At 54.2% G+C, this 23588-nt stretch carries 20 protein-coding genes and 1 tRNA gene; 8 read left to right on the top strand and 13 right to left on the bottom strand.

What is annotated here, in order from left to right:
• Window positions 1-339 precede the first annotated feature (339 nt).
• Both J5Y17_RS09955 and J5Y17_RS09960 read right to left on the bottom strand, forming a co-directional pair.
• Window positions 340-1311 carry an O-methyltransferase gene (locus J5Y17_RS09955; RefSeq protein ID WP_219785088.1) on the bottom strand — a complete coding sequence of 324 codons (972 nt, stop codon included), beginning with the start codon at window positions 1309-1311 and terminating at the stop codon, window positions 340-342.
• Complete coding sequence (locus J5Y17_RS09960; protein ID WP_219785089.1) at window positions 1308-2639, bottom strand: ATP-binding protein; 1332 nt, start codon at window positions 2637-2639, stop codon at window positions 1308-1310. The genes J5Y17_RS09955 and J5Y17_RS09960 overlap by 4 nt, the downstream gene beginning before the upstream one ends.
• Between J5Y17_RS09960 and J5Y17_RS09965 the strand changes: the two genes are divergently transcribed.
• Window positions 2626-3891, top strand: a complete 1266-nt coding sequence (locus J5Y17_RS09965) for a DNA cytosine methyltransferase (RefSeq protein WP_219785090.1) — start codon at window positions 2626-2628, stop codon at window positions 3889-3891. The two genes, J5Y17_RS09960 and J5Y17_RS09965, sit on opposite strands and share 14 nt — an antisense overlap.
• 348 nt (window positions 3892-4239) lie before the next feature.
• On the opposite strand, the gene J5Y17_RS09970 is transcribed toward J5Y17_RS09965, so the two are convergent.
• Together J5Y17_RS09970 and J5Y17_RS09975 are read right to left on the bottom strand one after the other, a co-directional pair.
• Entirely contained in the window at window positions 4240-4923 is a 684-nt protein-coding gene (locus J5Y17_RS09970) for a hypothetical protein (protein WP_219785091.1), read from the bottom strand.
• A gap of 265 nt (window positions 4924-5188) precedes the next feature.
• Entirely contained in the window at window positions 5189-5545 is a 357-nt protein-coding gene (locus J5Y17_RS09975; protein ID WP_219785092.1) for a hypothetical protein, read from the bottom strand.
• 79 nt (window positions 5546-5624) lie between these two features.
• On the opposite strand from J5Y17_RS09975, the gene J5Y17_RS09980 reads away from it, so the two are divergent.
• Window positions 5625-6605 carry a site-specific integrase gene (locus J5Y17_RS09980; RefSeq protein ID WP_219785093.1) on the top strand — a complete coding sequence of 327 codons (981 nt, stop codon included), beginning with the start codon at window positions 5625-5627 and terminating at the stop codon, window positions 6603-6605.
• Between the two features lie 1143 nt (window positions 6606-7748).
• Window positions 7749-9176: a site-specific integrase gene (locus tag J5Y17_RS09985; RefSeq protein ID WP_219785094.1), complete on the top strand. Its 1428-nt coding sequence runs from the start codon at window positions 7749-7751 to the stop codon at window positions 9174-9176.
• Between the two features lie 317 nt (window positions 9177-9493).
• Here the strand turns inward: J5Y17_RS09985 and J5Y17_RS09990 are convergent, their stop codons facing one another.
• The 3 genes from J5Y17_RS09990 to J5Y17_RS10000 all read right to left on the bottom strand — a co-directional run bounded on the left by J5Y17_RS09990 (window position 9494) and on the right by J5Y17_RS10000 (window position 12034).
• On the bottom strand, window positions 9494-10210 hold the full coding sequence (locus J5Y17_RS09990; RefSeq protein ID WP_219785095.1) for an HNH endonuclease: 717 nt from the start codon (window positions 10208-10210) through the stop codon (window positions 9494-9496).
• Complete coding sequence (locus J5Y17_RS09995; RefSeq protein ID WP_219785096.1) at window positions 10207-10983, bottom strand: AbiJ-NTD4 domain-containing protein; 777 nt, start codon at window positions 10981-10983, stop codon at window positions 10207-10209. The genes J5Y17_RS09990 and J5Y17_RS09995 overlap by 4 nt, the downstream gene beginning before the upstream one ends.
• Window positions 10984-11401: 418 nt before the next feature.
• Window positions 11402-12034 (bottom strand): tyrosine-type recombinase/integrase, encoded by a 633-nt coding sequence (locus tag J5Y17_RS10000; RefSeq protein ID WP_219785097.1) that lies wholly within the window; start codon window positions 12032-12034, stop codon window positions 11402-11404.
• A 563-nt stretch (window positions 12035-12597) separates the two neighbouring features.
• Between J5Y17_RS10000 and J5Y17_RS10005 the strand changes: the two genes are divergently transcribed.
• From J5Y17_RS10005 to J5Y17_RS10015, 3 genes are all read left to right on the top strand, one after another.
• A complete protein-coding gene (locus J5Y17_RS10005; RefSeq protein WP_219785098.1) occupies window positions 12598-14799 on the top strand; it encodes a nuclease-related domain-containing protein in 2202 nt (733 codons plus the stop codon).
• A gap of 338 nt (window positions 14800-15137) precedes the next feature.
• Window positions 15138-16475, top strand: a complete 1338-nt coding sequence (locus J5Y17_RS10010) for a hypothetical protein (RefSeq protein WP_219785099.1) — start codon at window positions 15138-15140, stop codon at window positions 16473-16475.
• A 276-nt stretch (window positions 16476-16751) separates the two neighbouring features.
• Window positions 16752-16973 (top strand): hypothetical protein, encoded by a 222-nt coding sequence (locus J5Y17_RS10015; RefSeq protein ID WP_219785100.1) that lies wholly within the window; start codon window positions 16752-16754, stop codon window positions 16971-16973.
• A 107-nt stretch (window positions 16974-17080) separates the two neighbouring features.
• Here the strand turns inward: J5Y17_RS10015 and J5Y17_RS10020 are convergent.
• From J5Y17_RS10020 to puuE, 4 genes are all read right to left on the bottom strand, one after another.
• Window positions 17081-17157: transfer RNA gene (locus tag J5Y17_RS10020), tRNA-Met, on the bottom strand.
• Between the two features lie 96 nt (window positions 17158-17253).
• On the bottom strand, window positions 17254-17742 hold the full coding sequence (locus J5Y17_RS10025) for an ureidoglycolate lyase (protein ID WP_219785101.1): 489 nt from the start codon (window positions 17740-17742) through the stop codon (window positions 17254-17256).
• Window positions 17743-17749: 7 nt separating this feature from the next.
• A complete protein-coding gene (locus J5Y17_RS10030; protein ID WP_219785102.1) occupies window positions 17750-18580 on the bottom strand; it encodes a bifunctional allantoicase/(S)-ureidoglycine aminohydrolase in 831 nt (276 codons plus the stop codon).
• 9 nt (window positions 18581-18589) lie between these two features.
• Entirely contained in the window at window positions 18590-20017 is a 1428-nt protein-coding gene (gene puuE, locus J5Y17_RS10035) for an allantoinase PuuE (protein WP_219785103.1), read from the bottom strand.
• 150 nt (window positions 20018-20167) lie between these two features.
• Between puuE and uraH the strand changes: the two genes are divergently transcribed.
• Both uraH and J5Y17_RS10045 read left to right on the top strand, forming a co-directional pair.
• Window positions 20168-20527: a hydroxyisourate hydrolase gene (uraH, locus tag J5Y17_RS10040; RefSeq protein WP_219785104.1), complete on the top strand. Its 360-nt coding sequence runs from the start codon at window positions 20168-20170 to the stop codon at window positions 20525-20527.
• 1 nt (window position 20528) lies between these two features.
• Window positions 20529-21764, top strand: a complete 1236-nt coding sequence (locus J5Y17_RS10045; RefSeq protein WP_219785105.1) for a urate hydroxylase PuuD — start codon at window positions 20529-20531, stop codon at window positions 21762-21764.
• A gap of 24 nt (window positions 21765-21788) precedes the next feature.
• On the opposite strand, the gene J5Y17_RS10050 is transcribed toward J5Y17_RS10045, so the two are convergent.
• Both J5Y17_RS10050 and J5Y17_RS10055 read right to left on the bottom strand, forming a co-directional pair.
• A complete protein-coding gene (locus J5Y17_RS10050) occupies window positions 21789-22784 on the bottom strand; it encodes an aldose epimerase family protein (protein WP_219785106.1) in 996 nt (331 codons plus the stop codon).
• Window positions 22781-23533, bottom strand: a complete 753-nt coding sequence (locus tag J5Y17_RS10055; protein ID WP_219785107.1) for a 2-dehydro-3-deoxygalactonokinase — start codon at window positions 23531-23533, stop codon at window positions 22781-22783. The genes J5Y17_RS10050 and J5Y17_RS10055 overlap by 4 nt, the downstream gene beginning before the upstream one ends.
• Window positions 23534-23588: the final 55 nt, after the last annotated feature.

The raw sequence follows: 23588 nt of genomic DNA on the forward strand, positions 1-23588 counted from the left end.
GATGGGGGATATGGTAGCGGAGGTCCGTCTTGGATGCATACCCCACCTAATGACGCTATGCAAATTCAAGGTTTCCAGGCTGAAGCGTTCACGTTGATTGCATTGGTCTGCGTTTGAAATAGCGGGAGTTTGCCCTGCGATCAGATGTTTTGACCCCGACGTGGGCGTTCAGGCGGGAAGCTGCCGTTCGCTGCGCTTGGGAAAAACATCAGAGATACTCTGGTCGTGAGCCCATATAGCAAAATATCGCAAAGCTACATGTATCAAACACGGACCTGGGTCAGAATTGTAACGCAGCTCGCCAATCCGCCCCCATATGAACGAATTAGCGAGCTGCGCTTACTCTGCGACGTTCTGAAAGTTCGGCTGGTATCGGTGAAAGCGAACATATGCTCTGATTGCATCTTCATCGACAAATGACAATTCGTTGCACACATCATCTGGGTTGTCGATGCGGGCATCGGCTGCTGCACGTTCTCTTGGGGAAAGCAGGTCGGCCTTGATTGACAAAACATCGGACCAATTGTCTGGTGTCCACTCCCAACTGATGGGTATTTTCAGTGGGGCGTCTTCCCTTTCACAACGCAATGTCGCGGTTACCATGGTCGATTCGTCGCCATATTTTGTCAAGAGGAGCGGCACAAACCGCACATTTCCGTCTATACGTACGTTTGCCATTGGGCATGCTCGCCCGATGCATTCAATGAGTTCGTTGGGTATTTTGGCCTTATCGAGTTCATTCGTTTTCGCGTTTGAATATGGAGCCAACGCCTCTCTGAACGCAGCTGCCAGTTTTCTATGAGCAGGTTCGTCTTCCATGCCCTCTGGAACGAGGTTGTCTCTGAGATCTTTGAAAAAGTAGTGCCCAGCATCAAGTGTAATTCTGCAGATGTCGCCGGGGGCGAGCTTTCTTAGCACAGCCACCAAATCATCCAACTGATCTTTGCGCTTTCCGGTGCCCGTGAAATCAAGCCAAACGATCAAGCGTTCAGCTCCCGCATCACCCACGATGGCGTCAAGCCGATCAGCGAGTTCGGTCGACTTGTGATGTCCAAATCGGATGTTAGGAAGGGGGCGATTGAACTCTTGACGCTTGACCACCCTTTCTTCACCGTCGAAGGCATAGAACGCCTGAATGCCTGACCTTCTGTATATGGCCTGAATGTCGACCAAGTGTTCACCAGCCATCGAAGCATAGACCCAGCCATTGCGACCATCCTGGGCAACGATTTGCGCTACAAGATCCGCAAACAATTCGCGATCAACATATTTGGCTGGGCGAAGTCGATAAGGAAGTCCGGCCCCACTCACTCGCTATCATAACGCCGCAGGGCGTCCCTCCAAACGGCTTCACCAATCTCGCTGGGCTTCGCTCCAGAATCTTCCAGAAGTTCCTCTCCCAGCCGCCGAGCTTCGTTCTGAGGACGTTCGAATCTTATCCAAACACTGTCGGATTTTCCCTGAGGTTTGGGAAGCTCAGGAACAAATCGCTTCGCTCCCGGCAAATTTCTAACGTTGGTTGCTTCTTTTCTTGACACCAACGTCGAAACGACGCTTCTCGCGTCCACTACAGGGGCATTGTCAATCTGCTCATTCAGCTTCTCTTCCTGTCGCTTCCACTTGTTTGTAAGGGTTATGAAAGTCTTGAGCCCTGTCATGGCTTCATTGCGCGCCGTATTATAGAGTGGCGTATGGGTGTCCAAATCTCTTTTAGTGGTCGAAATCGGAAGCAATGATGCATCATCGCTCTTGAAGCTGATTTGCCCTCCAATCGCTCGGAACTGAGGATGGTATTTGGGCACTCCGCCAACTCCCCACCCAGTAAGGTCGGTGGTGTCACTCACCAGGACCACGCGATCATTGCAGATGACAGTGATCCCAGATTTCTGAGCCTGCCTTTCTTCCCGCAGTGAGCGAGGGCCATCCACTTCGGTTTCATCTTGGATGTCAGATTCTTTCGCCAAACGTCGGAACACACCAACGGATACGTTGATTTGGACGTTGTTGACGTCTGCGGCAAATGCAAATGGGACGATATCTCCAGTGGCCGCGTTCTTCAAAAGAACGCTCTGCGGCACAACGTCAATGCCGTTAACCTTTATGCCAAAACCGAGCTCCATTATGTAGGCGAAATGTTGGCCCAGCTTCGAGCGTAGACCATTGAGTGCGGCCTCTTTGCCGAATTGATCAGCAACGTCAGGGAGGAGGTCCTCCACAGTGATTTGCACTCCATCAGGCTCATCGTCATGAGCAATTTCGGAGACATCGAGCTCCCATTTGTTTTTGGTGAACCATTCAGGCGGATAGCTGACACAACGTCTAAATCCGGGATGTCGAGTTTCTACGTTTCCGTTGCGCCCAATCTTGAAAATTGCACGCTTCATCCCAATTCCATAGACGCCTATCGTTGGAATGTCGCTGTCCAGATCAACGGAAGGTCGCCCGAGATGAAATGCGCCGTCGAAATATTGTTCGGGAATGCCTCCGCAGTTGTCAGATATACGAAAGCGTTGCTCGTCAATTTCAAGATGGCACCACATGTCTTTGTAGCGATCACCTTCGGGTGTTTGCTCACGGCGAGCTCGCCTCATCGCTCCGTCAACGCAGTTGTCGACGAGGTCGAGAATGGCATCGTCCAAATCGATGTCTCTCGGTAGCATTTCTACAAAAAAGCGTTTTGTCGGCGATCCGTCTAATATGGTGACATCAGCCATAAAATTTCTCCTCTTGATTGAAATTCTGACCGATATCGCGAGATCTTCAACCCCGAAAACGACGATCGACAGAGAAAATGATTCTCGCTATTCTGTATATTTGATAATAGAGGGTAGCCGCATGAACGCATGTGTTGATCTATTTTGTGGGTGTGGGGGCTTGAGCCTCGGCGCAGCGGCTGCAGGATTCGAGCCGCGGGTTGCTGTCGACGTGGACTCTGTTTTGTCGTCATCCTATCAACACAACCACCAGCACGGTAAGGTAGTTGTCGCCGACCTCTTTCAACTCGAGCCAAGCATCTTGCGCGATCATCTTGGAGAGGCACCTGTAGGTGTCTTCGGCGGACCTCCGTGCCAAGGTTTCAGTTCTATCGGTCGGCAGGTACCAAATGACCCGAGGAATGGCTTGATCCTCCGTTTTTTTCACTTTGTTTCAGAGCTTCGCCCCGCTTTTTTCGTCATGGAAAATGTTCCTGGGTTACTCAACGAACGCAACCGCGCACTCTTGGATGCTGGGCTGAGTAAGCTTTCAGGAGATTATGTCGTCCTGGAGCCCAAGATTGTCGATGCAAGCAAATTTGGAGCTGCGACACGCCGCCGTAGAGTATTCGTCGTGGGCGCGGATACATCGCAAATTGCGGCTTTTCCTTCTTCGCTTCTTGATCCGCCAGAAGTCGTCGAACGCTCGGTCCAAGATGCAATTGGAGGGCTTCCGTCCCCAGGCAAGGAAGACAGGCGCAAGATGGCGGCAGATGCTTTCGGCAAGCGTCTGGACGAGATGTTCGAACCACATGATCAACAGTATCGGAAGAAGGGCGTCTCAGGATTTCAGGACACGATACACCGAGCCGATATTCAGAGTCGTTTTTCGACAGTTCCTCAAGGAGGAAAGGACACCAAGAGCAGGTATCCGCGTTTAGCTTGGGATAAACCGGCACCAACATTGAGGGCTGGTACTGGGTCAGACCGAGGTTCGTTTCAAGCTGCTCGACCAATTCATCCTGATGAACCACGAGTAATATGCGTGCGAGAGGCTGCTCGCATTCAAGGCTTTCCCGACTGGTACGAGTTCCACCAGACTAAGTGGCACAGCCATAGGATGATTGGAAACAGTGTAAGCCCAATTGTCGCGCTGGCAATATTTTCCCGTATTGCCAAACACATTGGCGGGTGTTGACCATGAACGAGCGAGCGATTTTCAACTCACTTGCAGACTTTGCTTAATTGTCTAAACGAACACCGGCACAAGCCATTTCGAGAATGGCAGTTCTCCCCATCTGTTCGGGAGAGCGCAAAATGAAACAAGTAACGTCCCTTCAAATCTGGGAGCAGCCATTCGCATTACTTGCTGTGAAAGGCAGGCTTGGGGCGGTCGCAACAGTCTGTGAAAACGGCCCAGAGCTGCCTTTGGCCATTAGTAACATTCTGCAACGCGAATTCCCAGAAGCGGCAATTACTGTGTCACGAAGCAGAAATCAGCACTAGTAATCGCGCTCCGCGAACAAATCGCCGACTAGCGAATAAATCAAAGCTCGATTTGCAACGCATTTCTTATGCTAGCGCTTACTTCTTTATGGGTGAGAAGAGAGATGACTTTAAACCCTCCGTAAAACAGGTGCTCGATTGTGATAGAAGCATCAAGTCCAGCAGGGGCCATGATTTTGTATGAGTATACCTCTTCAGATATTTTGTCGGCGGCGTCTGCGTCCATTGCCCAAGAGTGTTCGGCTACAAGCTGGTCGAATTGCGCAATCCAATTTGAAACATACTTGTCGCGCGAGGTGTCGTCTGAAACAAAGTTGCAGAATTCATGTTGTATGCGAAAATCTTGCGTGGGTAGATTCTTCCCATACTTTCGAAATACTATAGCGTGGCAAATCCCATCCATAACGCTGTACATCCTCGACACGTCAACAAGATAAGCCCGTTTTCCTGGGCCGACGTTCTTCGAGTTTCTTGCAATCATCTCTCGAAATTTTGGACTCTTCTCGAAATGGGGCGCGATAGACTCAATGAACCGCTCACGCGCCAAGTTGCCCTCTCGTGACATATTCATTACGATTTGCGTCAAGAAATACTGGTCATCACCAGACTTTTTATTGTTGTGGTTTATGCACGAAGGGACTGTCCAGAGTTGGAGGTTTGCTCCTTTTGGGAAAAGCGCTTTAGGCGGGAAGTGTTCCCTAGTTTTTGCTTCAGAAGAGCACATATAACATTTCTTCATGGGGTACTTTCGAATCTCGGCGCAGAACTTACGAAACGTATTTAAATGCCATAGGTATAGATTTTAAAACCCGGGCCATCGTAATTCGACGTATTTGCTAAGGCAAAGTAAGTCACCCAGAGCGGACTTTCTTTGAACGTGCAGCGAAGGTCTCCTGTCCGCCCTTCATGCCAAAGCGTCGCAAGCGGCCCAGAGCAGACATTCTTTCAACGCATCGCAGATGACCGATCAGAGCCAACAGGTCTTTACGCTAGACAGGCGCGCCGGAGAAATCAGCAAATAATACGATTAGAACAATCAATTGAACTACAATACAGAGGCAGTATACGACATATGCCTTCGAACCTTTTTTGGGCCTTTCACCGCTCTCCGCACTTTTAAGGCGGGTGACTATTTCTTGCTCCAGAATATCCGGCGAAAGCGCTTCTGAAGAAAACGGCCCATGACGAGGTGTTGTGTGGCCCTCTAACTTCAGCCCCTCACCAGAAGGCACATTTGTGAACGCATCTCGGACGCGATCGGTCATCCCATATCGCTCTACATATTCAGCAAGCGCCGTTTCCAGCAGGTCAATTTGCCGCCAATTCAAATGTGCCTCTGAAGCCATGCGACTCTCCTTGTCTCTGCAAGGAATTTCTCAGGTATTTCTTAACAAATCGTAAATTCTCACAGATGAGGCGATTCAATTGGCACATCACTTTGATCGAAAGACGGAACAGACAGATCTTCTGGCACGATTGGCACGTGTCTCTCCTGCACGAAGAGAAAAGCTGATAGCAGAATATCGGGTGAGATCGGAGGCAGCCTTCGCTCCTGCAACGCTCCGAAATTATCGAATGATTGTACGTCTATTTACACAATGGTGCGAGGATAACGGATTTTCTGCAACGCCGCCAATTGACCCTCAGACGGTTGCGACTTGGGTTGATGCTATGGGTGGGCAACTGTCGGTGAACACAATTGAAACACGTCTATGGGGAATTGCTGAACTCCACCGATCAAACTTCCTACCCTCGCCAACAACACACCGCTTGGTTACTTTGGCCGTGAAGGGCGTGAAGCGGAAATATGGTGTCACGCAGCGGCAAGCCCCTCCATTGGGGAAGAAAGAAATTCTCAAGGCCATCGAGAAACTAGGCAACACAAGACGCGACCTACGCGATAAGGCACTTTTGTGGATTGCTACAGATAGTTGGTGCCGCGCATCTGAGATAGTCAGATTTTGCGTGCGTGACCTTATCCGACAAGATGATGGAACTAGTCTGCTGTTTGTAAGCCATTCCAAAACGGACCAGTTCGGGGAAGGAGCCTATGCGTACCTTTCTGCAGAGGGTACGCGCGCAGTCATTGAGTGGGTCGATCTCGCGGGACTTCGTTCAGATGAACCAATGATTACAAAATCTCAAAAAGGGGGAACCAGAACGCCACTCGATCCGGCCACCATTTCTCGCATTTTGCGACGGTGTACCGGCCGAAAAGATGTGTCTGCACACAGCACGAGGGTCGGCGGCGTACACGATGCCTTCCGAATAGGCTGTGATCTATCGTCTATTATGGTTGCCGGACGATGGACATCTCCGGAGATGCCTGCCCGCTACGGTCGTCGCATTCTTGCAAGTCAATCCGCAGCAGCCAAGGTATCGGACTACTACACGGGCAAAAATTGAACGTCTCCCATCGCGTAGTACTCCTTGATGCAAATATCGGTGAATTGAACGCTCCTGCGCGCAATAAAGCGACGCCAAAAGGATGCCTCATGTTGCGACCTTATTGCCAAATCGAAATACTAGATAACCGTAGCCGTCAACAGCTTCACCCTCTGAACTAACCACGTTCGATCCTGACCCAAAGTCGACCTTCATGTAGAGTACGGCGAAAGGTAAAAAAGGGAGGACACCTCCCTCCGGCCCCGGATACCATTATCCCAATGACCCAAGGGCCAAACATATATCAACAATCAAATTAGACCACTCGAGTAGGTCTGATCAGTGGGAGTATGCTATCGGGGGGCCGTCGTCAGAGTTTTTGGGCCCCTGGGCCCATGGGCGCTGACGTCAGGCAGCTATAGGGCAACGGTAGCGGCTATCCTACGAAGTCCAGTTTTGCTGGCAGCCCATTTCTCTGCGCCAAGCAATGATGAGATCAACTCACAGGCTGTACTGTTCTAACTGCTGAAAATCCCCAAACCAGCTCGCCTGAAGCCAGAAATCAAAGTCATGCGTCGCCTCACGTAACGCCGCGGCCTCTCCAGCACAGTTAGAAGACTTTTAGGTTGATTATTGAGTTTCGCACACTACGATAGGTAGAAAATGTGGAGCAAACAGATGGTTTATCAATGTGCTTTAACAGCAAAGGTTTGATATGGCCGGAGCAGGTACCAAAAGACTTGGAACTTCGGCTCCTTGACGCCCTAAGTAGCCGAAGCTGCAGCCAAGCGGACATTTGGGATGAGGTTAAAGACTGGCTAGAAGAAAATACAATCAAACCCTCAGAATTAATTGACCAGCAGTGTTCAGGCTCTCGACAAATGTCACCTGGCTGCACCAAATATTCTCCAAATACCTGAGATGGTAGTGAGCAGTGCTCATTTGAATTTCTCTTTAGATGGATCATAAGCCGATGATGCACTCACAATCAAACTGGAGCACTCAGGTGGGGCTGATCAGGATGAAGTAATCATTTTTGAGGAACGCATCGAGAGTATGACGTTCCTCTGAAAAATGGCACTTCGGCAGCCTAGGCTATCTTTCGAATTTTCGAGATCAGTGCGCATCCCCTCTTTTATGCTTGGCTAAAATGAGGAGGCCGAAATGCATAAACCTAGTCGCACGAAATCGTTGTCTTATCCTGAAAATGTCTCGAGCCTGCAAAAAAGACGCAGCCCATATTGGAATATTCTCGAGTACTGTCGACACATTGGCGTAGAGAAGTTGCCCGACGGGCGATGTCACTGGATGGCTCGAATTAGGCGCAAAGATGGCAAATACAGTCAAACCCGCTTGGGTAAAGTTGCACCTTTCCATAAAGATGGACTGAAATATGACGAAGCCATCGTGCTTGCGAAAAATTGGTTTGGGCAACCAGAAATTGCGGCCGCTGCTTCTGAGCCTTATGCCATTGGTGTTAACGTCAGGCTGAAGTACTCAAAAACTAGTGATCGCTTTACAGTAGGCGATGCGATGTTCGGGTTCGTCGAGTGGAAAAGAATAGCAGCGGCAAAGACGTACTTCGAGACGACGCTCTCTTTGATTAATCACCATATACTTCCGCGCCTCGGAGACCTGCCAGTTGATGATCTGACCCAATCTGTTTTCACGCAGTTCTGCATCGACGTGTTGGAGTCACCGCCCAAAAGAGGATCGGGGATACAAGATCCGAGACAGTCGATTCAAGAAATGGACCACGAGCGGCTCCGAAAACGAAAGAAGACACTTAACACCGTTATTGGCCTATTGCGTACCGCGATTGAAATGTCTTGGGAAAATGGCGACGTCGAAAGCGAGCGCGCTTGGCGTCGGCTACGGCGCGTTCCTCATGCTGATACACCAAGACAATTCTTTCTGACACGAGCTCAGGCGAAACGTCTGATTGCGGCCTGCAGGCCAGACCTAGCGCTATTGGTTCTCGGCGCTCTGTATTCAGGATGCCGCGTTTCAGAACTTGCCCAGCTGCGTGCCCGCGACATCGGCGGTCACGTTTTTGGTATCTACGTGGCTCCAATGAAAAGTCATCGCGGACGTTATGTAGTTCTCCCGGAAGAAGGAATGACCTTCTTCCTAGACCAAATCGAAGGACTGGGAGACGAAGATTTAGTTTTTAGCATGGCCTCTGGAAAGCCGTGGACAGGGTGTCACAAGCATCTCTTTAAAGAGGCCGTTCGCGCCACCCAACTACCAGAGAGTTTCGTATTTCATGGCCTACGTCACACATACGCAAGCCAATTGGTCCAAGCAGGGACACCACTTGCTATAGTGGCAAAACAACTCGGTCACTCAAACACAGACACAGTGAGCCGAACCTACGGCCACCTGTGCTGCGAAGCTATGGAGACGGAAATCTCGCAGCGCTTCGCTCCACTCCAACAAAAACGGTTAGACGCACGTCTTGAAGAGCTTCGGAATGCTTTGCAGAGCCGCAAACAGCCAAATTGGTCATGGCCTAGAAAGAACCATAGTCGTGCTAGTGGAGAGATCGTACATTTGTTGCGGTCAAAAGAGGATGATTTATCACGTGAATGACTGTTTAAAGCCGCCGTCGACATGATGAAACTAGTTTGATGTCGTCAGCCATTCCAAAACATATCAATTCGGAGAAGCCGACCTTTGTGTCGAGCGCGGCGAATGGCCGCTTTGGGCGGAAAGCGGCAGTTCGCCGCACACGAGATTGCACCGCACACCACTCGCAGAAGCGGACATATTGCCGCCGGGAAGTAGAGACTACTTTCTATGCCGCCCTGGATACTGAAAACATTGCCGCGTTGCTGACTTGAAATTAGTTCCCAGATAGTTAGCACGGCTCAGAAAGATCAGGCCGTGCGGGCTGCATTCTGTTTGCCTCACCGGTCCCAGACAACCTCTGTGGCAAGATACTCGCAGATCACTGTTCGCACGACGAACTGACCATTATCCATGACAGCGAAGCGATACACATTCGGTTGGACGATCACCCATCCGTCCGCTCGCATGTCCTCGCCGCTAACTAATCGCGACATCAGCCGACTCCCAACTTCAGGCCATCCCGGGCCATAGTCGATCATTTCGAACGATCTGACCGCCTCAGGCGTCAGGATTTGTAATGGCTCGATGGCGACGTGTGCAGGCTCGCCCCGAGCCGGTTGACCGTGCTCGAACAATACATGCCCGCGAGCGTTCTTGATAACAACATTGCGGATGCGTTCGATGTCGGGCACGAATGTCACCCGGTCATTCCCGTCGGAATCTTTTTCGCCCCGAAGCTGAGCCTCAATCTCATTTTGCAAGCGTAAGTTCTGGCTCAACGTCTTCTCTGCCCTTTCGACGACTTGGTGATCAGGGTCAGCGGTCCCTGCAAGCACAGATCCAAGGAACGCTATGAAATACTCCTCGTCGTTGGAAAAAGAGGTATTGCAGGATCGACAGATGCGGATCGTCGGCAAGTTTTCGGGGAATGGTCGGTCGAGAATGCTCTTCGATGGAACATGATCGAGGTTGGTTTCGACACTCGCCAACACCACGCCACAGTGGATGCACCAGGCTTTGTGGCGCTCGTCCACAAAATCAGGAAGGCTTTTCAATGGCGTTCCCCCACGAGGTAGCGGCAGATCGCGCTTGAAAGATGGACAACGAGCGTCGCGTCGTTGAGCGATGGCACATTCGTGGGGCTGACATGTCGCCCGAAGTTCGACGAGTAGCCCCAAAGCTTCGACAGCGCGCTATCAAGTGGCTTTGGAACACCAACTATGGCCACAACCTCGTTGAAGGGCTTCTCGCTGCCGCTGAGATACCTGGCCGTGGACTCGAGAGCACCGAGGGCATGATGAATAGCCCCTGTAAGATCCGGCTCAGGCCTTCGCGATATGTCATGAAGTGCCTCCCGGATTTCACCCTCGGCGACGCCGTAGCTCGCTTGGCTCAGCGAGGTTCGCGCGAGCTCTACGGCCTCTTCAAACTCGGCATCGCCCCGGAGAACTATTCCCTCACCGGGTCTTAGCTGCCATCCAGCACCAGTGTCGATGAAAAGGGCGTTAATCTGCGCCGTGTATTGCACCGCCGGCTCATAGCCTCGAGTGCCCTCAATGAACGCCACCAGTCCCTCGATTACATCGTAGACCTGATACCACTCGGCATCCTCAATAAGGCGCATTACCTCGTCGCGGATATTTGGAATCTCGCTCCAGTTTCCACGGTCGGGCGACGCACGCAAAACCCGGCACATACATGTCCGTATATGATCGTAACTCAGGTGATCGTATGCTGCCTGAATAACCCCAAACCTTAGGCCTTCCGGCGCATCATGCCGAAACAAAATTGGTGGAGCGCTCGAAAATCCATGTCGTTTGGAAAACATTCAAATTCCTGCCCATACTAAAGAAAGCGCATATTGCAATGGAAGGGCTTGTGTGCCAATGAAAAAATCCCCGTCGAAGCGGTAGCGCGCAAGCCACAGATGGGCGAATCAGAAGCTTCGAAGTCAGGCCTCGACACCTCTTCGCTCGCCACCCTGATCACGATCTTTACTCAGATCAAAGCAACCGTCTCTCAATCACCGATAGCGATCACCTTCCTACTTGCAATGCTCGATGACTCGCTCGATCCAGCGGTCATACCAGACCCAAGTGCCCTTGTATGTCCCTCACTTGCTGACCTTGATCTGCCAGACCATGCTGCACGATGCCACTGATGACCGGTTCAAGGAAGCTTCACTGCAGAGATAATCAACCTGGCGAAGGTCCATTGAGGGCCGTCTGTGAAGACGGCCCAAGCCTTCAGATTTCTACGGACTCTGCGATTGCCAAGGCGTCTTCAAGTTCGACGCCGAGGTAACGAACGGTGCTGTCCATTTTGGTGTGACCGAGCAAGAGCTGAACAGCGCGCAGGTTGCCGGTCTTGCGGTAGATCTGAGCCACCTTGGTTCGGCGCATAGAATGGGTTCCATACGCACTCGGTTCCAGCCCGATCGATTTCACCCAATCCCGGACCAGGCGTGCGTATTGCCGGGTCGAGATGTGCTGCCGCTCGTGAAACCGCCCCGGCCAAAGGAATTCGGAACCGATCATCAACGGTTCGTCCATCCACCGCAGGAGTGATTTCCGCGTTCCCTCGGTGATCTCGAAGCGGACAGGTTTCTGTGTCTTGCTCTGAATGATCGAGGCCCGCTCCTTGACCTGACCTGCAGCGAAGACATCAGCCACCTTCAGTTTGACCAGATCGCAGCCCCGGAGTTTGCTGTCGATGGCAAGATTGAACAGTGCTAGGTCACGATGGTTCTCGGCGATTTCAAGACGGACGCGAATTGCCCAGACATGTTTGGGCAGCAGTGGACGTTTCTGCCCAACAATGCGGCCTTTGTTCCAGGCAGGACGGCGCGCGCGAATGGCAGGCAAGTTTGCAATGGTCATGATGGTTCCTCCCATCCGCCACGATCCTCCACAGCGCCAACCTGACATTGGCAATTTAGGATAGCATGCTCGTGTGCGCGTGCGGAGAAGGTCGGGTGAGAGCCCATGTTGTCGAGTGAGCAGTTGCAGCAATTCGCTTCCGCAGAGAAACCGCGAGGGCAAGACGGCCCTCTTCGGACTTTGCCAACACACTCATTTGCCGCAGCGCGGCTTCCCCGAACCAGCCGTTCGTCCTTGGCGCAGTATTTTCGGAGGATGAAGGTCAGTAGATCGGAGCTTTCTGCCGTTTGCTGAGGGTGCCCACGTTCCAGCGAACCTGCGCGACCGCTTGGCAGAATTGAGCGGACACCAAGCCCAATCTGCAAGAGCGAGGCGATCAAGAAGGTCAAGCGGATAGGTTGGATCGTTCTGCCATTTTTTTGGCGCCTGATGATGCAGAGCACAATGTCGGTCGCGATCACGTGGATGTAGTCAGGTTTTCTAACACCGCATTTCTGCAGCGTCTGGCTTGGCGGTCAAGGCGGTACTATGCTGTAAATGAAGAGCAATAAGGCACCAAAGAAATGACCAAGTCAGTTTTTCCACCGGGACCGGAACCCCCCAGACTCAAAGAGAGCTTGGTTAAAGAGGCGCTCAAGAAGCTCCAATGGGAGACTTTAAGTCAGCATCTCGAAATGGTTCCATTCGACGATATTATCCTGTCGGAGCTGCTGGGCCACATTCGGCGCAGCACAGACTTCCTTTTGAAACGATCTAACACGGCCAGGGAGAAAAAGCGGAACACATTTATCGCTGCCCTTCGAGAACTGCTCGTCGAAAAGTTGGGACCGTCGGCGTCGGAGAAGTTGAACGCGTTGATAGAGGTCGTCAATCAAGTGGAGGCCGGATATGAAGAAATCTCTCGAACACAGAGCAACACGGTCGCCGCCAAGCTGCTGCCAGAAACTCAGGCTTCTGCCGCACTGGCGCGAGCAGCCGCGAACTATAATGATCTAATGGACTCCTTTGCCTCAACGATGCGCAAGGCAAAGGTTCTGAACCTCCAATCGGTGCGCATCGAGGACCCCGATGGGCAGTCTTACTCGCCTGACGGTGTAGTGACGAACATAGTCGACACAACCAGCATGACGATGCTGCTGCTCGGCCATCGTTTCCGGTGGTTTGATGACGAGCGGTTTCTGATCCTTCCTGAGCTCCCCGAGGCCAGTGACGACGATATCTACAAAGCTGGCCTCACCGAAGCCTTGGCAGCATCATGGCGCCAGTGGGAGCGCATGGAGCAAAGATGCCGCTATTTTGAAGGTGACCTTGAGATATCTGTTCCGCCAGATCTTCCTCAATGGGTTCCGGAAAAAACAGAGAGAGTTATCTCGTACGATCATCTAACAGATCCGGAAATTCTCGATCAGGTTGCGAACGATCGGCTGGCCGACCGCCTCATCCAAACGTTTCAGGAGATGTCGCTTCAGACAAACATGATGTCCAAGGCTTCGGGCATAGAGGGTGCAGCCGACCTGCCGCCTGGCGTATTCGTGTCCCCACAAGAGGCCCATGCGGGCGTCGCTCTGTCCGAGATCCTCGGTTACTCGATAGTAGACGATGACGAACGCCCAGCAGGTCTCCGGCTGATCGAATGGGTGCGAGGATATTCAACACTCCAAGTTCTGGCGCAGCAGCGATATGACGACCTCGGCACCATCGGGCTCTACTTCACCATCCCGCGGGCCGAGTTGCTGGGCATCCTTGAGCGCGTAGGAATGAAGAACGGTGCCGCAGCGACGTTCATTGATCGCGCCTCGCTGAAGGTAAACAGCAGGGACCTGTTTGATCACCCGCTCATCAGGACCAGCGAAGATAGGCTTATTGTTTTCGGCCCAGGCCTGCTGACAGCGGATCCGGCGCGCGTCACACTGTCAGCATTGGGAAACGAGAGCGAACAACTTAGCCGCAAGGGAAGGGCCTTCGAGAAGCAGATGCTTGCGTTCTTCAAGGATCAAAACTTGGTGGCGAAGTCGCTCAAGTTCAAAAAAGGCGAAATGGAGTACGAGTACGACGTCATCGTCGAGTGGGACGACTATCTGTTCCTGTTCGAGTGCAAGAATAGGTCGCTGTCTGGCTATCATCCTGTCGCGGCGTATTACTTCGCGTTGGAAGTCGACTCGGCCGTGAAGCAGGTGAAGCGGCTGGTCAGCGGACTGCTGGACTCGCCTGAGCTTATCTTGGAGCGCACTGGCATAGACATCTCGAATAAGAGGATTGTTCCTTGCGTCCTTAACTCGCTCCCATATGCGCAGTGCGGTGAGAACGACGGCGTTTTCGTCGCCGATGCCTCTGGCGTTAAGCGCTTCTTTGAAGAACGCTACTTCAACGTGAACCGCCCGCATCATCTGGAAGGCAACAACGCAGCTATTTTGCACCGAACGGCCATCAAGGATTTTTGGGAGGCCGAGAACCCGACGCCTGAGGGGCTCGTCCGTTACCTGACCGACCCATTTCAGATAGAACTGCTAATTGGCCACACGACGACCCGGCACCACTTGTTCGGGCTTGGTGAGCGCACGGTAGTGAGTGTTCTTGACATGGTGCGTACTGAAATATCACCCGCAAGCATCGCAATGATGTTCGGTGCGGATCCTGATGCCGTGGCCCGCGAGCAGGAACTGGTCACGAAGAGCATCAGGGCGGCGGTGAGCCGACAGAACGCCAAAGCAGTTCGCGACGCCGATCGCGCTTGGCGCTTGCGATCAAGGAATGAGCCCGAATGACTGCATCGCTGTCCAGTTCGGCTTCTATTTGCAGAGTGCCGCTCCCGTTCATTGCGGCGCTCGCGCCGACGCAAGCGGCCTAGGGCTGGCATCCATGCCGACCGATAGTGCCGCAGCTTTACTCCCAGCCATTCTTGGCATCGTGCAGCAAGGCCCAGCAGGCGTAGGTCTATTTCAGGGTTGTGCTTTGGCTATTGATCACTGATGCCTCCGGCCGGAGCAGTACAACAACGCCAGCCGGACGCCGTGTGTCGGCCAATAAAGTTGGTTGATCACAATATCCATATAGCTGAAAACTGGTCAGAACATTATCGGTCCGGCTAAGGTGAAAGAACCCCATGACGCAATTTAAGCTTACCGAGCGTAGCCTATCCAGAGAACAGGCCGAGCAAAAGAAGCAACAAGCCAGCATCTTCCCAAACCAAATCGCTATGGGTTCATTCGTTCCGCATTCAACATTAGTTGAGGTCGGGTGCTTTCGCACCGCTGCCGTCTGTGATGCGTTGGAAGCAGAGGATTTGATGCCTGTAAGGAGGGATATTCAGGTTTTATGCCATGAGATGACGCACTGGTTTGACTTTTTCGGAACAATATGGGGAAGGGAATATATCGGCGATATTTGCCGCGCTTATCGGGCACTGGAGCGTGGTACAGAGGAAGATTTCCCAAAGATTGTTAGATTATTCGACATTGATCGAACTGTTCTTTCCCCCATGTATTACCGATTCACAAATGCGCCGTCAGTACCGCATACGATGGACCGTCCATGGACGATAGACTATGTCACGGGTGCTGAGATAGATGCTGATGGCTCAACTCGCGAAGATAAGCCGATTTTTATGGCCAGATTTGGAGAAAACCCCACAAGGCGGACGTTTGCCAGGCAACCTGTGTCAGTGGGTGCTTTGCTTGAGGTTAGAGCTATTGCGTCGGAGATTGGAGCAGCCATTGCCGCGATAAACTCCCACAAGGAGAAAGGTCCCCAAATGGTTGAGATGACTCTCGCTAATAGGGAGCTCAATGAGTTAGCCTACAATCACGATCTTATAGAATATAGCACAGCTGCCCACATTCTGTCGGTTCAGTCGGGGACACAGGAACTTTTCTTGAGCACGAGATTGGCTGCAGCACTTGCCTTCATCGCGTTAAATCTGAGACCATCTGACTTTCGAAAAATAAAGACTCCCGCGGCTTTTTCCCCTTTTGGAAATAGAAACAGGGCTTTCAAAAAGAGAGGAGATAGGGGTTACGCCTTTGTTGCCATGGTATTTAACGGTGGCAGATACGAGGGTGATGAAATGGAGTATATTGAGCGGTGCGTAGCTTCATCAAACCTTGGCACACCCGCCGCTGTCCTGGAAGCTGCGGCAGCGGAAATGAAGGACCCCTTCTGGTTTTCAGGAGGAAATAACATCACGTCTCACTTTTTTCGCGAGTCGGCCATGAGTGGACACATTCTTGAGGCGCATTCCAGACTTCCGCTTTATCGCCTTACGCTGGAAGCCTTGCTCAGTGACTTCCGAGCAGTATGTCCGCCATTCCTCGATTCAGAGGCGAATTTTGTCGAGCTCAATGAAGGCCGCATTGATGAGTATCAGCCGGAAATAATGCATGATGCTGCACATGCCTTGCGGGAATATACTCGGAATCTCCTCAATGGGTGTCGGGGGGTATGATTTCTCGTCTGTCTTTGACAGTCGGCATTGATACTGGTGCAGAAAATGACCGCCCTCAGCCCTGCGCCACGATCACCTCGGTGCCGATCTGAGCAGCCTGGCTGAATGTCCGGTACTTCGGGTGGCCTTAGGTCCGTGCGCGCCTGCGGCGAACGCCCGGAAACCGCCCTTTTTGTAATAAAACCACTCGCTGCCCCAATGGCTCGGGTGCACAACGGTAGAGTGCGCGATTTGCAACGTGCATTCGTGGTGCCTGTTAGCGATCAGAGAGGCAACGTGAGCGAACTGACCGACCTCTCCCCCGTCTCTGCTGAAGTCGTTGCCGTTCACCGTGCAATGCCTGAGGGTATCCACCTGGCGACCGAGATGGCGCTGATCGAGGCTGCGACGGTGCCGGTAGCGAATATGGCCGAGGTAATCGTGTTGCTGGAAGCCGAGACGCCGGATGAGGAAGAAATTCGGCAGAGGGCGATCAAGTGGCTTGATGGGCGAATCTAGTCCCAATCCGTCGCATTCAAGCGCATTTAGAATTGGCGGATATTTGGGCGGGTAAGAATATGCTCGTCACATATTTCCCTTTAAGATCAATCACATGTAAGGGATTTTGGTAGCGGAGGAGGGACTTGAACCCCCGACACGCGGATTATGATTCCGCTGCTCTAACCAACTGAGCTACTCCGCCGAAGTGCCGCGTAGGTAGACGGATCGGCTGGGAGGGTCAAGAGGGAAATTGACCGAAAATTGCAGATTGCCTTAACGTGCGTAAAACAAAGCTGTCTTAACCCTCCGTGACCACCCATGGCGTCTCGAACCAATGCTCTTCGAGGTTGGGTGTTTCGCCGATTCTGTCGATCACGGCGAACATGCCGTTGCCGGACAGGGGCGTGAGGACGCCGTGCCAAGTGCCCTTGTGGAAATTGATCGCTTGGGCCCCATCGCTGACAAATGCGCGGGGCGTGGCGTCGGGGCCATCGGAGACGATGATCAGAAACGGATCGGCGGACATCGGCACGAAGCATTGCGAACCTTCCGGGTGGCGTTCGATCAGATCAAGCGCGTAGGGAAAGCTGCGCAATTCGGCGTGAAAAACCGACACGCCGACGCGGCCTCCGGTCTCGGGTGCTACATCGACCAAAGCGCGGTCATGGTAGCGACCGCATTTGCCCTGATTGATGATCTTGTCCGGCGCGCCTTTGGCGTCGAGCACATCGCCGTAAGGCGCAAAGGCCTCCGGCGTCAGCGGTTCTGTCGTGATGCTGAGAGTCATCGGCGGGTTATCCCAGCTCCAGCTTCGGATGACGGTTCACATCTTTGTACAGCAGGTAGCGGAAGGGGCGTCGACCGGCGGCGTAGCAGGCCTGCGGGCAGAAGGCGCGCAGCCAGAGGAAATCGCCCTCGGACACTTCGACCCAGTCTTGGTTCAACAGATACACGCCACGCCCCTGCAACACGTAGAGCCCGTGTTCCATCACATGGGTTTCCGCGAAGGGAATGGTGCCGCCCGGCAGGAAGGTCACGATATTGACGTGGAAGTCATAGCGCAGGTCATGCGGATCGACGAAGCGCGACGTGGACCAGTAGCCCGAGGTGTTCGGCATCTCGATCGGCGGCTTCTCCATATCGGCGGTGACAAAGCTTTCGGGTGCGTCGATCCCCGGTGCGGGTTCGTAGCGTTTGCGGATCCACACGAAGGTCGCGGGCGTATCGTTGTCGTTTTGCACGGTGTATTTGTCGCCGGGGGCCACAAAAACATAGCCGCCGGGGTCCAACTCATAGGCGCGCGCGCCAATGGTGACACGCAGATGCCCCGCGAGGATGAACATCACGCATTCCGCCATCGGATCGGGTTCCGGGTCGGCGGAGCCGCCGCCAGGGGAGACCTCGACGATCAGCTGCGCGAAGGTTTCGGCAAAACCGGTGAGTGGACGGGCCAAAACCCATGCGCGGGTCTTGTCCCAGCCGGGCATGTAGCTGACGACGATGTCAGACATCACCCCATGCGGAATGACGGCATAGGAATTGGTGAACACGGCGCGTTCGCGCGCGTGGTTGTTCTGATCGGGCAGGCCCCCCGTGGGGGCGCAATAGGTGTATTCGTAGCTCATTGGGGTCTCTTAGAAGTCCATGTCCTGCAAACGGTGCCACGCGATCCGCTCGACCTGTTGGCAGGCCGTTTTGAATTCGTCGTCTCTGGAGTGTTCCAGTCGGGCGTGGAAAGCCGCGAGGATTGTTTCCTTGGTATTGTCTTTTACCGCGATGATAAAGGGGAAGCCGAATTTTTCGGTGTATTGGGTGTTCAGCGCCTCGAAGGTTGCGCGTTCCTCGTCGGTCAGCGCATCAAGGCCCGCAGAGGCCTGCTCAGACGTGCTTTCGGCGGTGAGGCGTTTGGCCTGCGCGAGTTTTCCGGCCAGATCAGGGTGCGCAATCAACACAGCGCTTTTTTCAGCCTCGGAGGCCGAGCGGAACGCGCGGCAGAGCACGGAATGCACGCCGATCCAGCTGTCATGCGCGGGCCCAAGTTCCAGCGCCCAGGCGCGTTCGGCCACCCAGGACGAATGCTCGAAGATGCCGCCGAATTTTTCGACGAACGCATCTTTGGACATCTCCGAGGGCTTTTCTTTGCGCTGATGCGGGTGGGTCGCAGCCCAATGTTTCGCAATGTCGATCCGCCGGGGGGTCCAGACATCGTCAAAGCGCTTAATGTATTCGATGAACTTCTTGAGGCCTGCCAATTTGCCGGGACGACCGATCAAACGGCAATGCAGCCCGATGTTCATCATCTTCGGCGTGCTTTCCGTGCCTTCGGCATAGAGCACATCGAAAGCGTCCTTGAGATAGGTAAAGAACTGCTCGCCGGTGATGTAGCCCGGCGCAGTCGCAAAGCGCATGTCGTTGGCCTCAAGCGTGTAGGGGATGATCAGCTGGTCATGGTCCCCGACTTCGAGCCAATAGGGCAGGTCGTCGTCATACGTGTCGGACACATAGTCAAATCCGCCCTCTTCGGCGACCAAGCGCACGGTGTTGGCGGAACAGCGCCCGGTGTACCAACCGTAGGGGCGCTCGCCGGTGACCTCTTCGTGTAGACGGACAGCCTCGGCAATCGCCGCGCGTTCTTCGTCCTCGGGCATGTCCTTATGCTCGACCCATTTGAGGCCATGCGAGGCGATCTCCCAGCCGGCGTCCTGCATCGCGGCGACCTGTTCGGGGGAGCGCGCCAAAGCGGTGGCCACACCGTAGATCGTCACGGGAATGTCGGCCCCGGTGAACAGGCGATGCAGCCGCCAGAACCCGGCTCGCGCGCCATATTCGTAGATCGATTCCATATTCCAGTGGCGCTGGCCCTTCCACATAGCCGCGCCCGCGATGTCCGACAGAAACGCCTCGGAGGCTTCATCGCCATGCAGAATGCAGTTTTCGCCGCCTTCTTCATAGTTCAGCACGAATTGCACCGCGACTTTCGCGCCACCCGGCCACTGGGGATCGGGGGCATTGGCGCCATAGCCAGACATGTTTCGAACATAACGCGGTGGATTTTTCGGCATTTCCTTTGGCCTTCGTGTTTTTTGACTAATTGGTAGGCTTGCGAATATCGAATACTCTTTTGTATGCAATCTGGCGAGAATGATTGTTGCTGCGGTCGCAGCTTTCCGACAGTCTCGAAGGGAAACGCTAACAATTTGGGCAGCTTCTCCATGACGTCCGGTTTTTTAACCACCCATGTTCTCGACACGGCCAAGGGGCTCCCCGCCGAAGGGGTCGAAATCTCGTTATATCATGTGTCCGGCGACAGCCGCACCAAGATCGCGACAGCCGTCACCAACAACGACGGGCGCACCGATGCGCCTATCCTTCCGGCGGAGAAATTCGAAACCGGCACTTATGAATTGATCTTTTTCGCGGGCGATTATTTGAAGCGCACCGGGCAAGCTGGCGAAGAGCCGCTGTTTCTCGATCAAATTCCGATCCGCTTTGGGATCAATGACCCCGACAGTCATTATCACGTGCCGCTTTTGCTATCTCCGTTCAGCTATTCGACCTACCGAGGGAGTTAAGATGAGTTTGCTACCGATTTTCTGGGAATGGGCCGAATTTGCGCTGCGTTGGGTCCATGTGATCACCGCGATTGCATGGATCGGCTCGTCTTTCTACTTCATTGCGCTCGATCTGGGCCTGCACCCTTCCTCTGACCGGCGCCAGGGCGTCTCCGGCGAGGAATGGCAAGTCCACGGCGGCGGCTTCTATTTCATCCAGAAATACATGGTCGCCCCGGCGCGGATGCCCGAGGACCTCGTCTGGTTCAAATGGGAAAGCTACGCGACATGGCTCTCAGGCGCGGCCCTCATGGCCGTGGTCTATTACTTGGGCGCGGAATTGTATCTCGTTGATCCCAACGTGCTGGAAATGGCGCCTTGGGTGGCGGTGATCGTCTCCATCGTATCGCTGTCGATCGGCTGGATTCTCTATGATCTTCTGTGCAAATCGAAGTTCGGCGATGACAACACGCGGTTGATGATCTTTCTCTACATCATCCTCGTGGCGATGGCTTGGGGCTATACCCAGATCTTCTCGGGCCGCGCGGCGTTTCTGCATTTGGGCGCGTTCACCGCCACGGTCATGAGCGCCAATGTGTTCTTCATCATCATTCCGAACCAGAAGATCGTCGTCGCGGACCTCAAGGCCGGACGCACCCCCGATCCGAAATACGGCAAGATCGCCAAGCAACGTTCGACTCACAACAACTACCTGACTTTGCCGGTGTTGTTCATGATGCTGTCGAACCACTATCCTCTGGCTTTCGCGTCAAAGTATAACTGGATCATCGCGGCTTTGGTGTTCTTGATGGGCGTCACGATCCGGCATTTCTTCAACACGATGCACAAGCGTGGTGGGATGTTGTGGTGGACTTGGGGGCTGACAACGGCGCTGTTTTTGGCGGTCATGTGGCTCTCAACAGCAGGCATCTACATGCAGGACGACGGCGAAGACGAGGCTGCTCTTGGCCCGATGGCGCAGAAATTTGCCGCCGCCGAGGGGTTCGAGGATGTGCATGATATCGTCGTCACCAACTGTTCTATGTGCCACGCGAAAGAGCCCTATTGGGAGGGCATGGCCTCTCCGCCCAAGGGTATTCGCCTAGAGACCACGCAGGAGGTTGCGACGCTCGCAAAAGAGATTTGGCTTCAGGCCGGTGTCACCCACGCGATGCCGCCGGCGGGCAGCTATATGTATCTCGACGAAGACAGTCGGATGGCCATTCGCAAATGGTACGAGGGGGCCCTCGAAGGATAAGAGAAAGGCGGGGTGTTCCCCGCCTTATTTTTTGGAAAAGCGCCAGCGCGTTTCCTGCCGGTAGGTCTCATTCGGGTCGAGCCGGACGGAGGGAAAATCGGGGTGGTTCGGCGCATCCGGCCAGCCCTGCGCCTCCAGCGCCACGCCGCAAAACCCGACTTCCGGCACGCCGCGATGCCCCGGAAAATCCCCGCTGCCGATGGGGGCAGCGTCAAAGACCTGTAGCCCCGGCTCTGTCGTTTCCATCCGCATCTCAATTCCAGATGTGCCGCGCAGGACGGCGGCGGGTTTCATCACGCCGCGTGTCTCGGACAGGCAGAAATTGTGATCATAGCGCTGGGCATCCGAGGGGCTGAGCACGCGCCCTTCGCGTAGATCAAACCCCGTGCCTGCGACCGGCGTAATTTCCTTCGGGATCATCCGCGCGTCGACGGGCAGATAGCGCTCCGCAAAGACCTGTAGCCTATGCCCTTCAGTGGTCGGTGTGCCGTCCAAATTCCAATAGGAGTGGTTGGCAAGGTTCAGGACTGTCGGCGCATCCGTCGTGGCCGTTAGCTCAAGCGTTAGAGTGGCGGGGGCCAAGATCGTATAGCGCGCGGTCAGGAACCGTTTGCCCGGAAAACCACCCTTGCCGTGGGGCAGCGTGAGGGTGAGCGTCAGGGAGGTGGCGGTGAGCCCCGAGATGCGCCAATGCTCGGTATGAAGTCCGTGCTCTCCGCCATGCAGCGTGGTCGGTCCTTCGTTGGCGTCAAACTGCAAAGTCTCGCCGTTTAGTTCTGCCTGCGCGTCTGCAATGCGATTGGCGACCGGACCGACAATGGCGCCGAAATAGTTCATCGGCCCGTGCTCATAGGCGGCGATGTCGGAACTGCCCAGCGTCAAGCTATAGGGCACGCCGCGCAGCCGCACGTCGTTGAGAATGGCGCCATAGGTCAGCACCGTCGCGGTCAGATCGCCCGCCGACAGGGTGATCGCATCGACGGTGCGCCCGTCTTGGAGCTTGCCGAATTGGGCCTTCATCCGGTGATCCGATCTTGCGCCAGTTGGAAGCCTGCACGGTACATTGCGTTCTCATTGGCTATGATTAAGGGCACGAATTGGCTGTCGAGCGCGATTCTATACGGGGCGCAGGTCTCTGCTGCGCCAATGAGGGCGACGGATTGCCCAAGCCAATAGGCCCGCGTTGCGGCCAGTTCCGCGCCGATCAAAGCGGCGCTGGCGAGTGAGGCGGCATCGGCTTGGCTCATCCCGTTCTGCGACACTTCTGCCTGAGCGCTCGCCAGTTTCAAGGCGGCGTTCTCCGGGCGGGACATCGTGTCGGAGAGCGCCTCTTTGAAAGCGTCCTCGTCCGCTACGGTCAGTTCCGCGTCAAGCGCGCCCGCCACCATCGCGCCGGTCAGAAATCGCCGCATAGAGACGATCTCCTCGGCACTCACATGCGCCCACAGCGTGCTTTGCGCTCCGGGCAAGCAGAGGATGCCGTCGAATTTGGGATTGAGCGAAATGAATCCCGCCACGGCGACCTCTTCGCCAAGCGTGACGGTCAGGGGCGTGGCCTGCGTAAGCGGGGGGATCGTGCCAGAGGCCAAAGTATCGGGAAGCGCCGTGCAGGGCAGGGTGCGGGGCAGCGCATTGGTGCCCGCGATGAGCTCAGGCGTGGCTTCTTCGGAGAGACCATCAGGCAACAAGACGGACTCAGGCGCTGCGTTTGCTGCGTTCAGATTCCAAAGCCGCAATTCCGTACCTGTCCAAAGCCCTGCTTTTGTCATGACTTGCGTCCTCCGACCCCGTTTCAGCCCCTTTATCGCGTGGCATAAGGGCGGT

This window comes from Celeribacter sp. PS-C1 (genome assembly GCF_019429625.1).
Lineage (GTDB): Bacteria > Pseudomonadota > Alphaproteobacteria > Rhodobacterales > Rhodobacteraceae > Celeribacter.

Coding starts and splice junctions, on each gene's coding strand:
- J5Y17_RS09965 (WP_219785090.1), top strand. CDS start 2,626: ATGGCATCGTCCAAATCGATGTCTCTCGGTAGCATTTCTACAAAAAAG.
- J5Y17_RS09970 (WP_219785091.1), bottom strand. CDS start 4,923: ATGTGCTCTTCTGAAGCAAAAACTAGGGAACACTTCCCGCCTAAAGCG.
- J5Y17_RS09975 (WP_219785092.1), bottom strand. CDS start 5,545: ATGGCTTCAGAGGCACATTTGAATTGGCGGCAAATTGACCTGCTGGAA.
- J5Y17_RS09985 (WP_219785094.1), top strand. CDS start 7,749: ATGCATAAACCTAGTCGCACGAAATCGTTGTCTTATCCTGAAAATGTC.
- J5Y17_RS09995 (WP_219785096.1), bottom strand. CDS start 10,983: ATGTTTTCCAAACGACATGGATTTTCGAGCGCTCCACCAATTTTGTTT.
- J5Y17_RS10000 (WP_219785097.1), bottom strand. CDS start 12,034: ATGACCATTGCAAACTTGCCTGCCATTCGCGCGCGCCGTCCTGCCTGG.
- J5Y17_RS10005 (WP_219785098.1), top strand. CDS start 12,598: ATGACCAAGTCAGTTTTTCCACCGGGACCGGAACCCCCCAGACTCAAA.
- J5Y17_RS10010 (WP_219785099.1), top strand. CDS start 15,138: ATGACGCAATTTAAGCTTACCGAGCGTAGCCTATCCAGAGAACAGGCC.
- J5Y17_RS10025 (WP_219785101.1), bottom strand. CDS start 17,742: ATGACTCTCAGCATCACGACAGAACCGCTGACGCCGGAGGCCTTTGCG.
- J5Y17_RS10030 (WP_219785102.1), bottom strand. CDS start 18,580: ATGAGCTACGAATACACCTATTGCGCCCCCACGGGGGGCCTGCCCGAT.
- puuE (WP_219785103.1), bottom strand. CDS start 20,017: ATGCCGAAAAATCCACCGCGTTATGTTCGAAACATGTCTGGCTATGGC.
- uraH (WP_219785104.1), top strand. CDS start 20,168: ATGACGTCCGGTTTTTTAACCACCCATGTTCTCGACACGGCCAAGGGG.
- J5Y17_RS10045 (WP_219785105.1), top strand. CDS start 20,529: ATGAGTTTGCTACCGATTTTCTGGGAATGGGCCGAATTTGCGCTGCGT.
- J5Y17_RS10050 (WP_219785106.1), bottom strand. CDS start 22,784: ATGAAGGCCCAATTCGGCAAGCTCCAAGACGGGCGCACCGTCGATGCG.
- J5Y17_RS10055 (WP_219785107.1), bottom strand. CDS start 23,533: ATGACAAAAGCAGGGCTTTGGACAGGTACGGAATTGCGGCTTTGGAAT.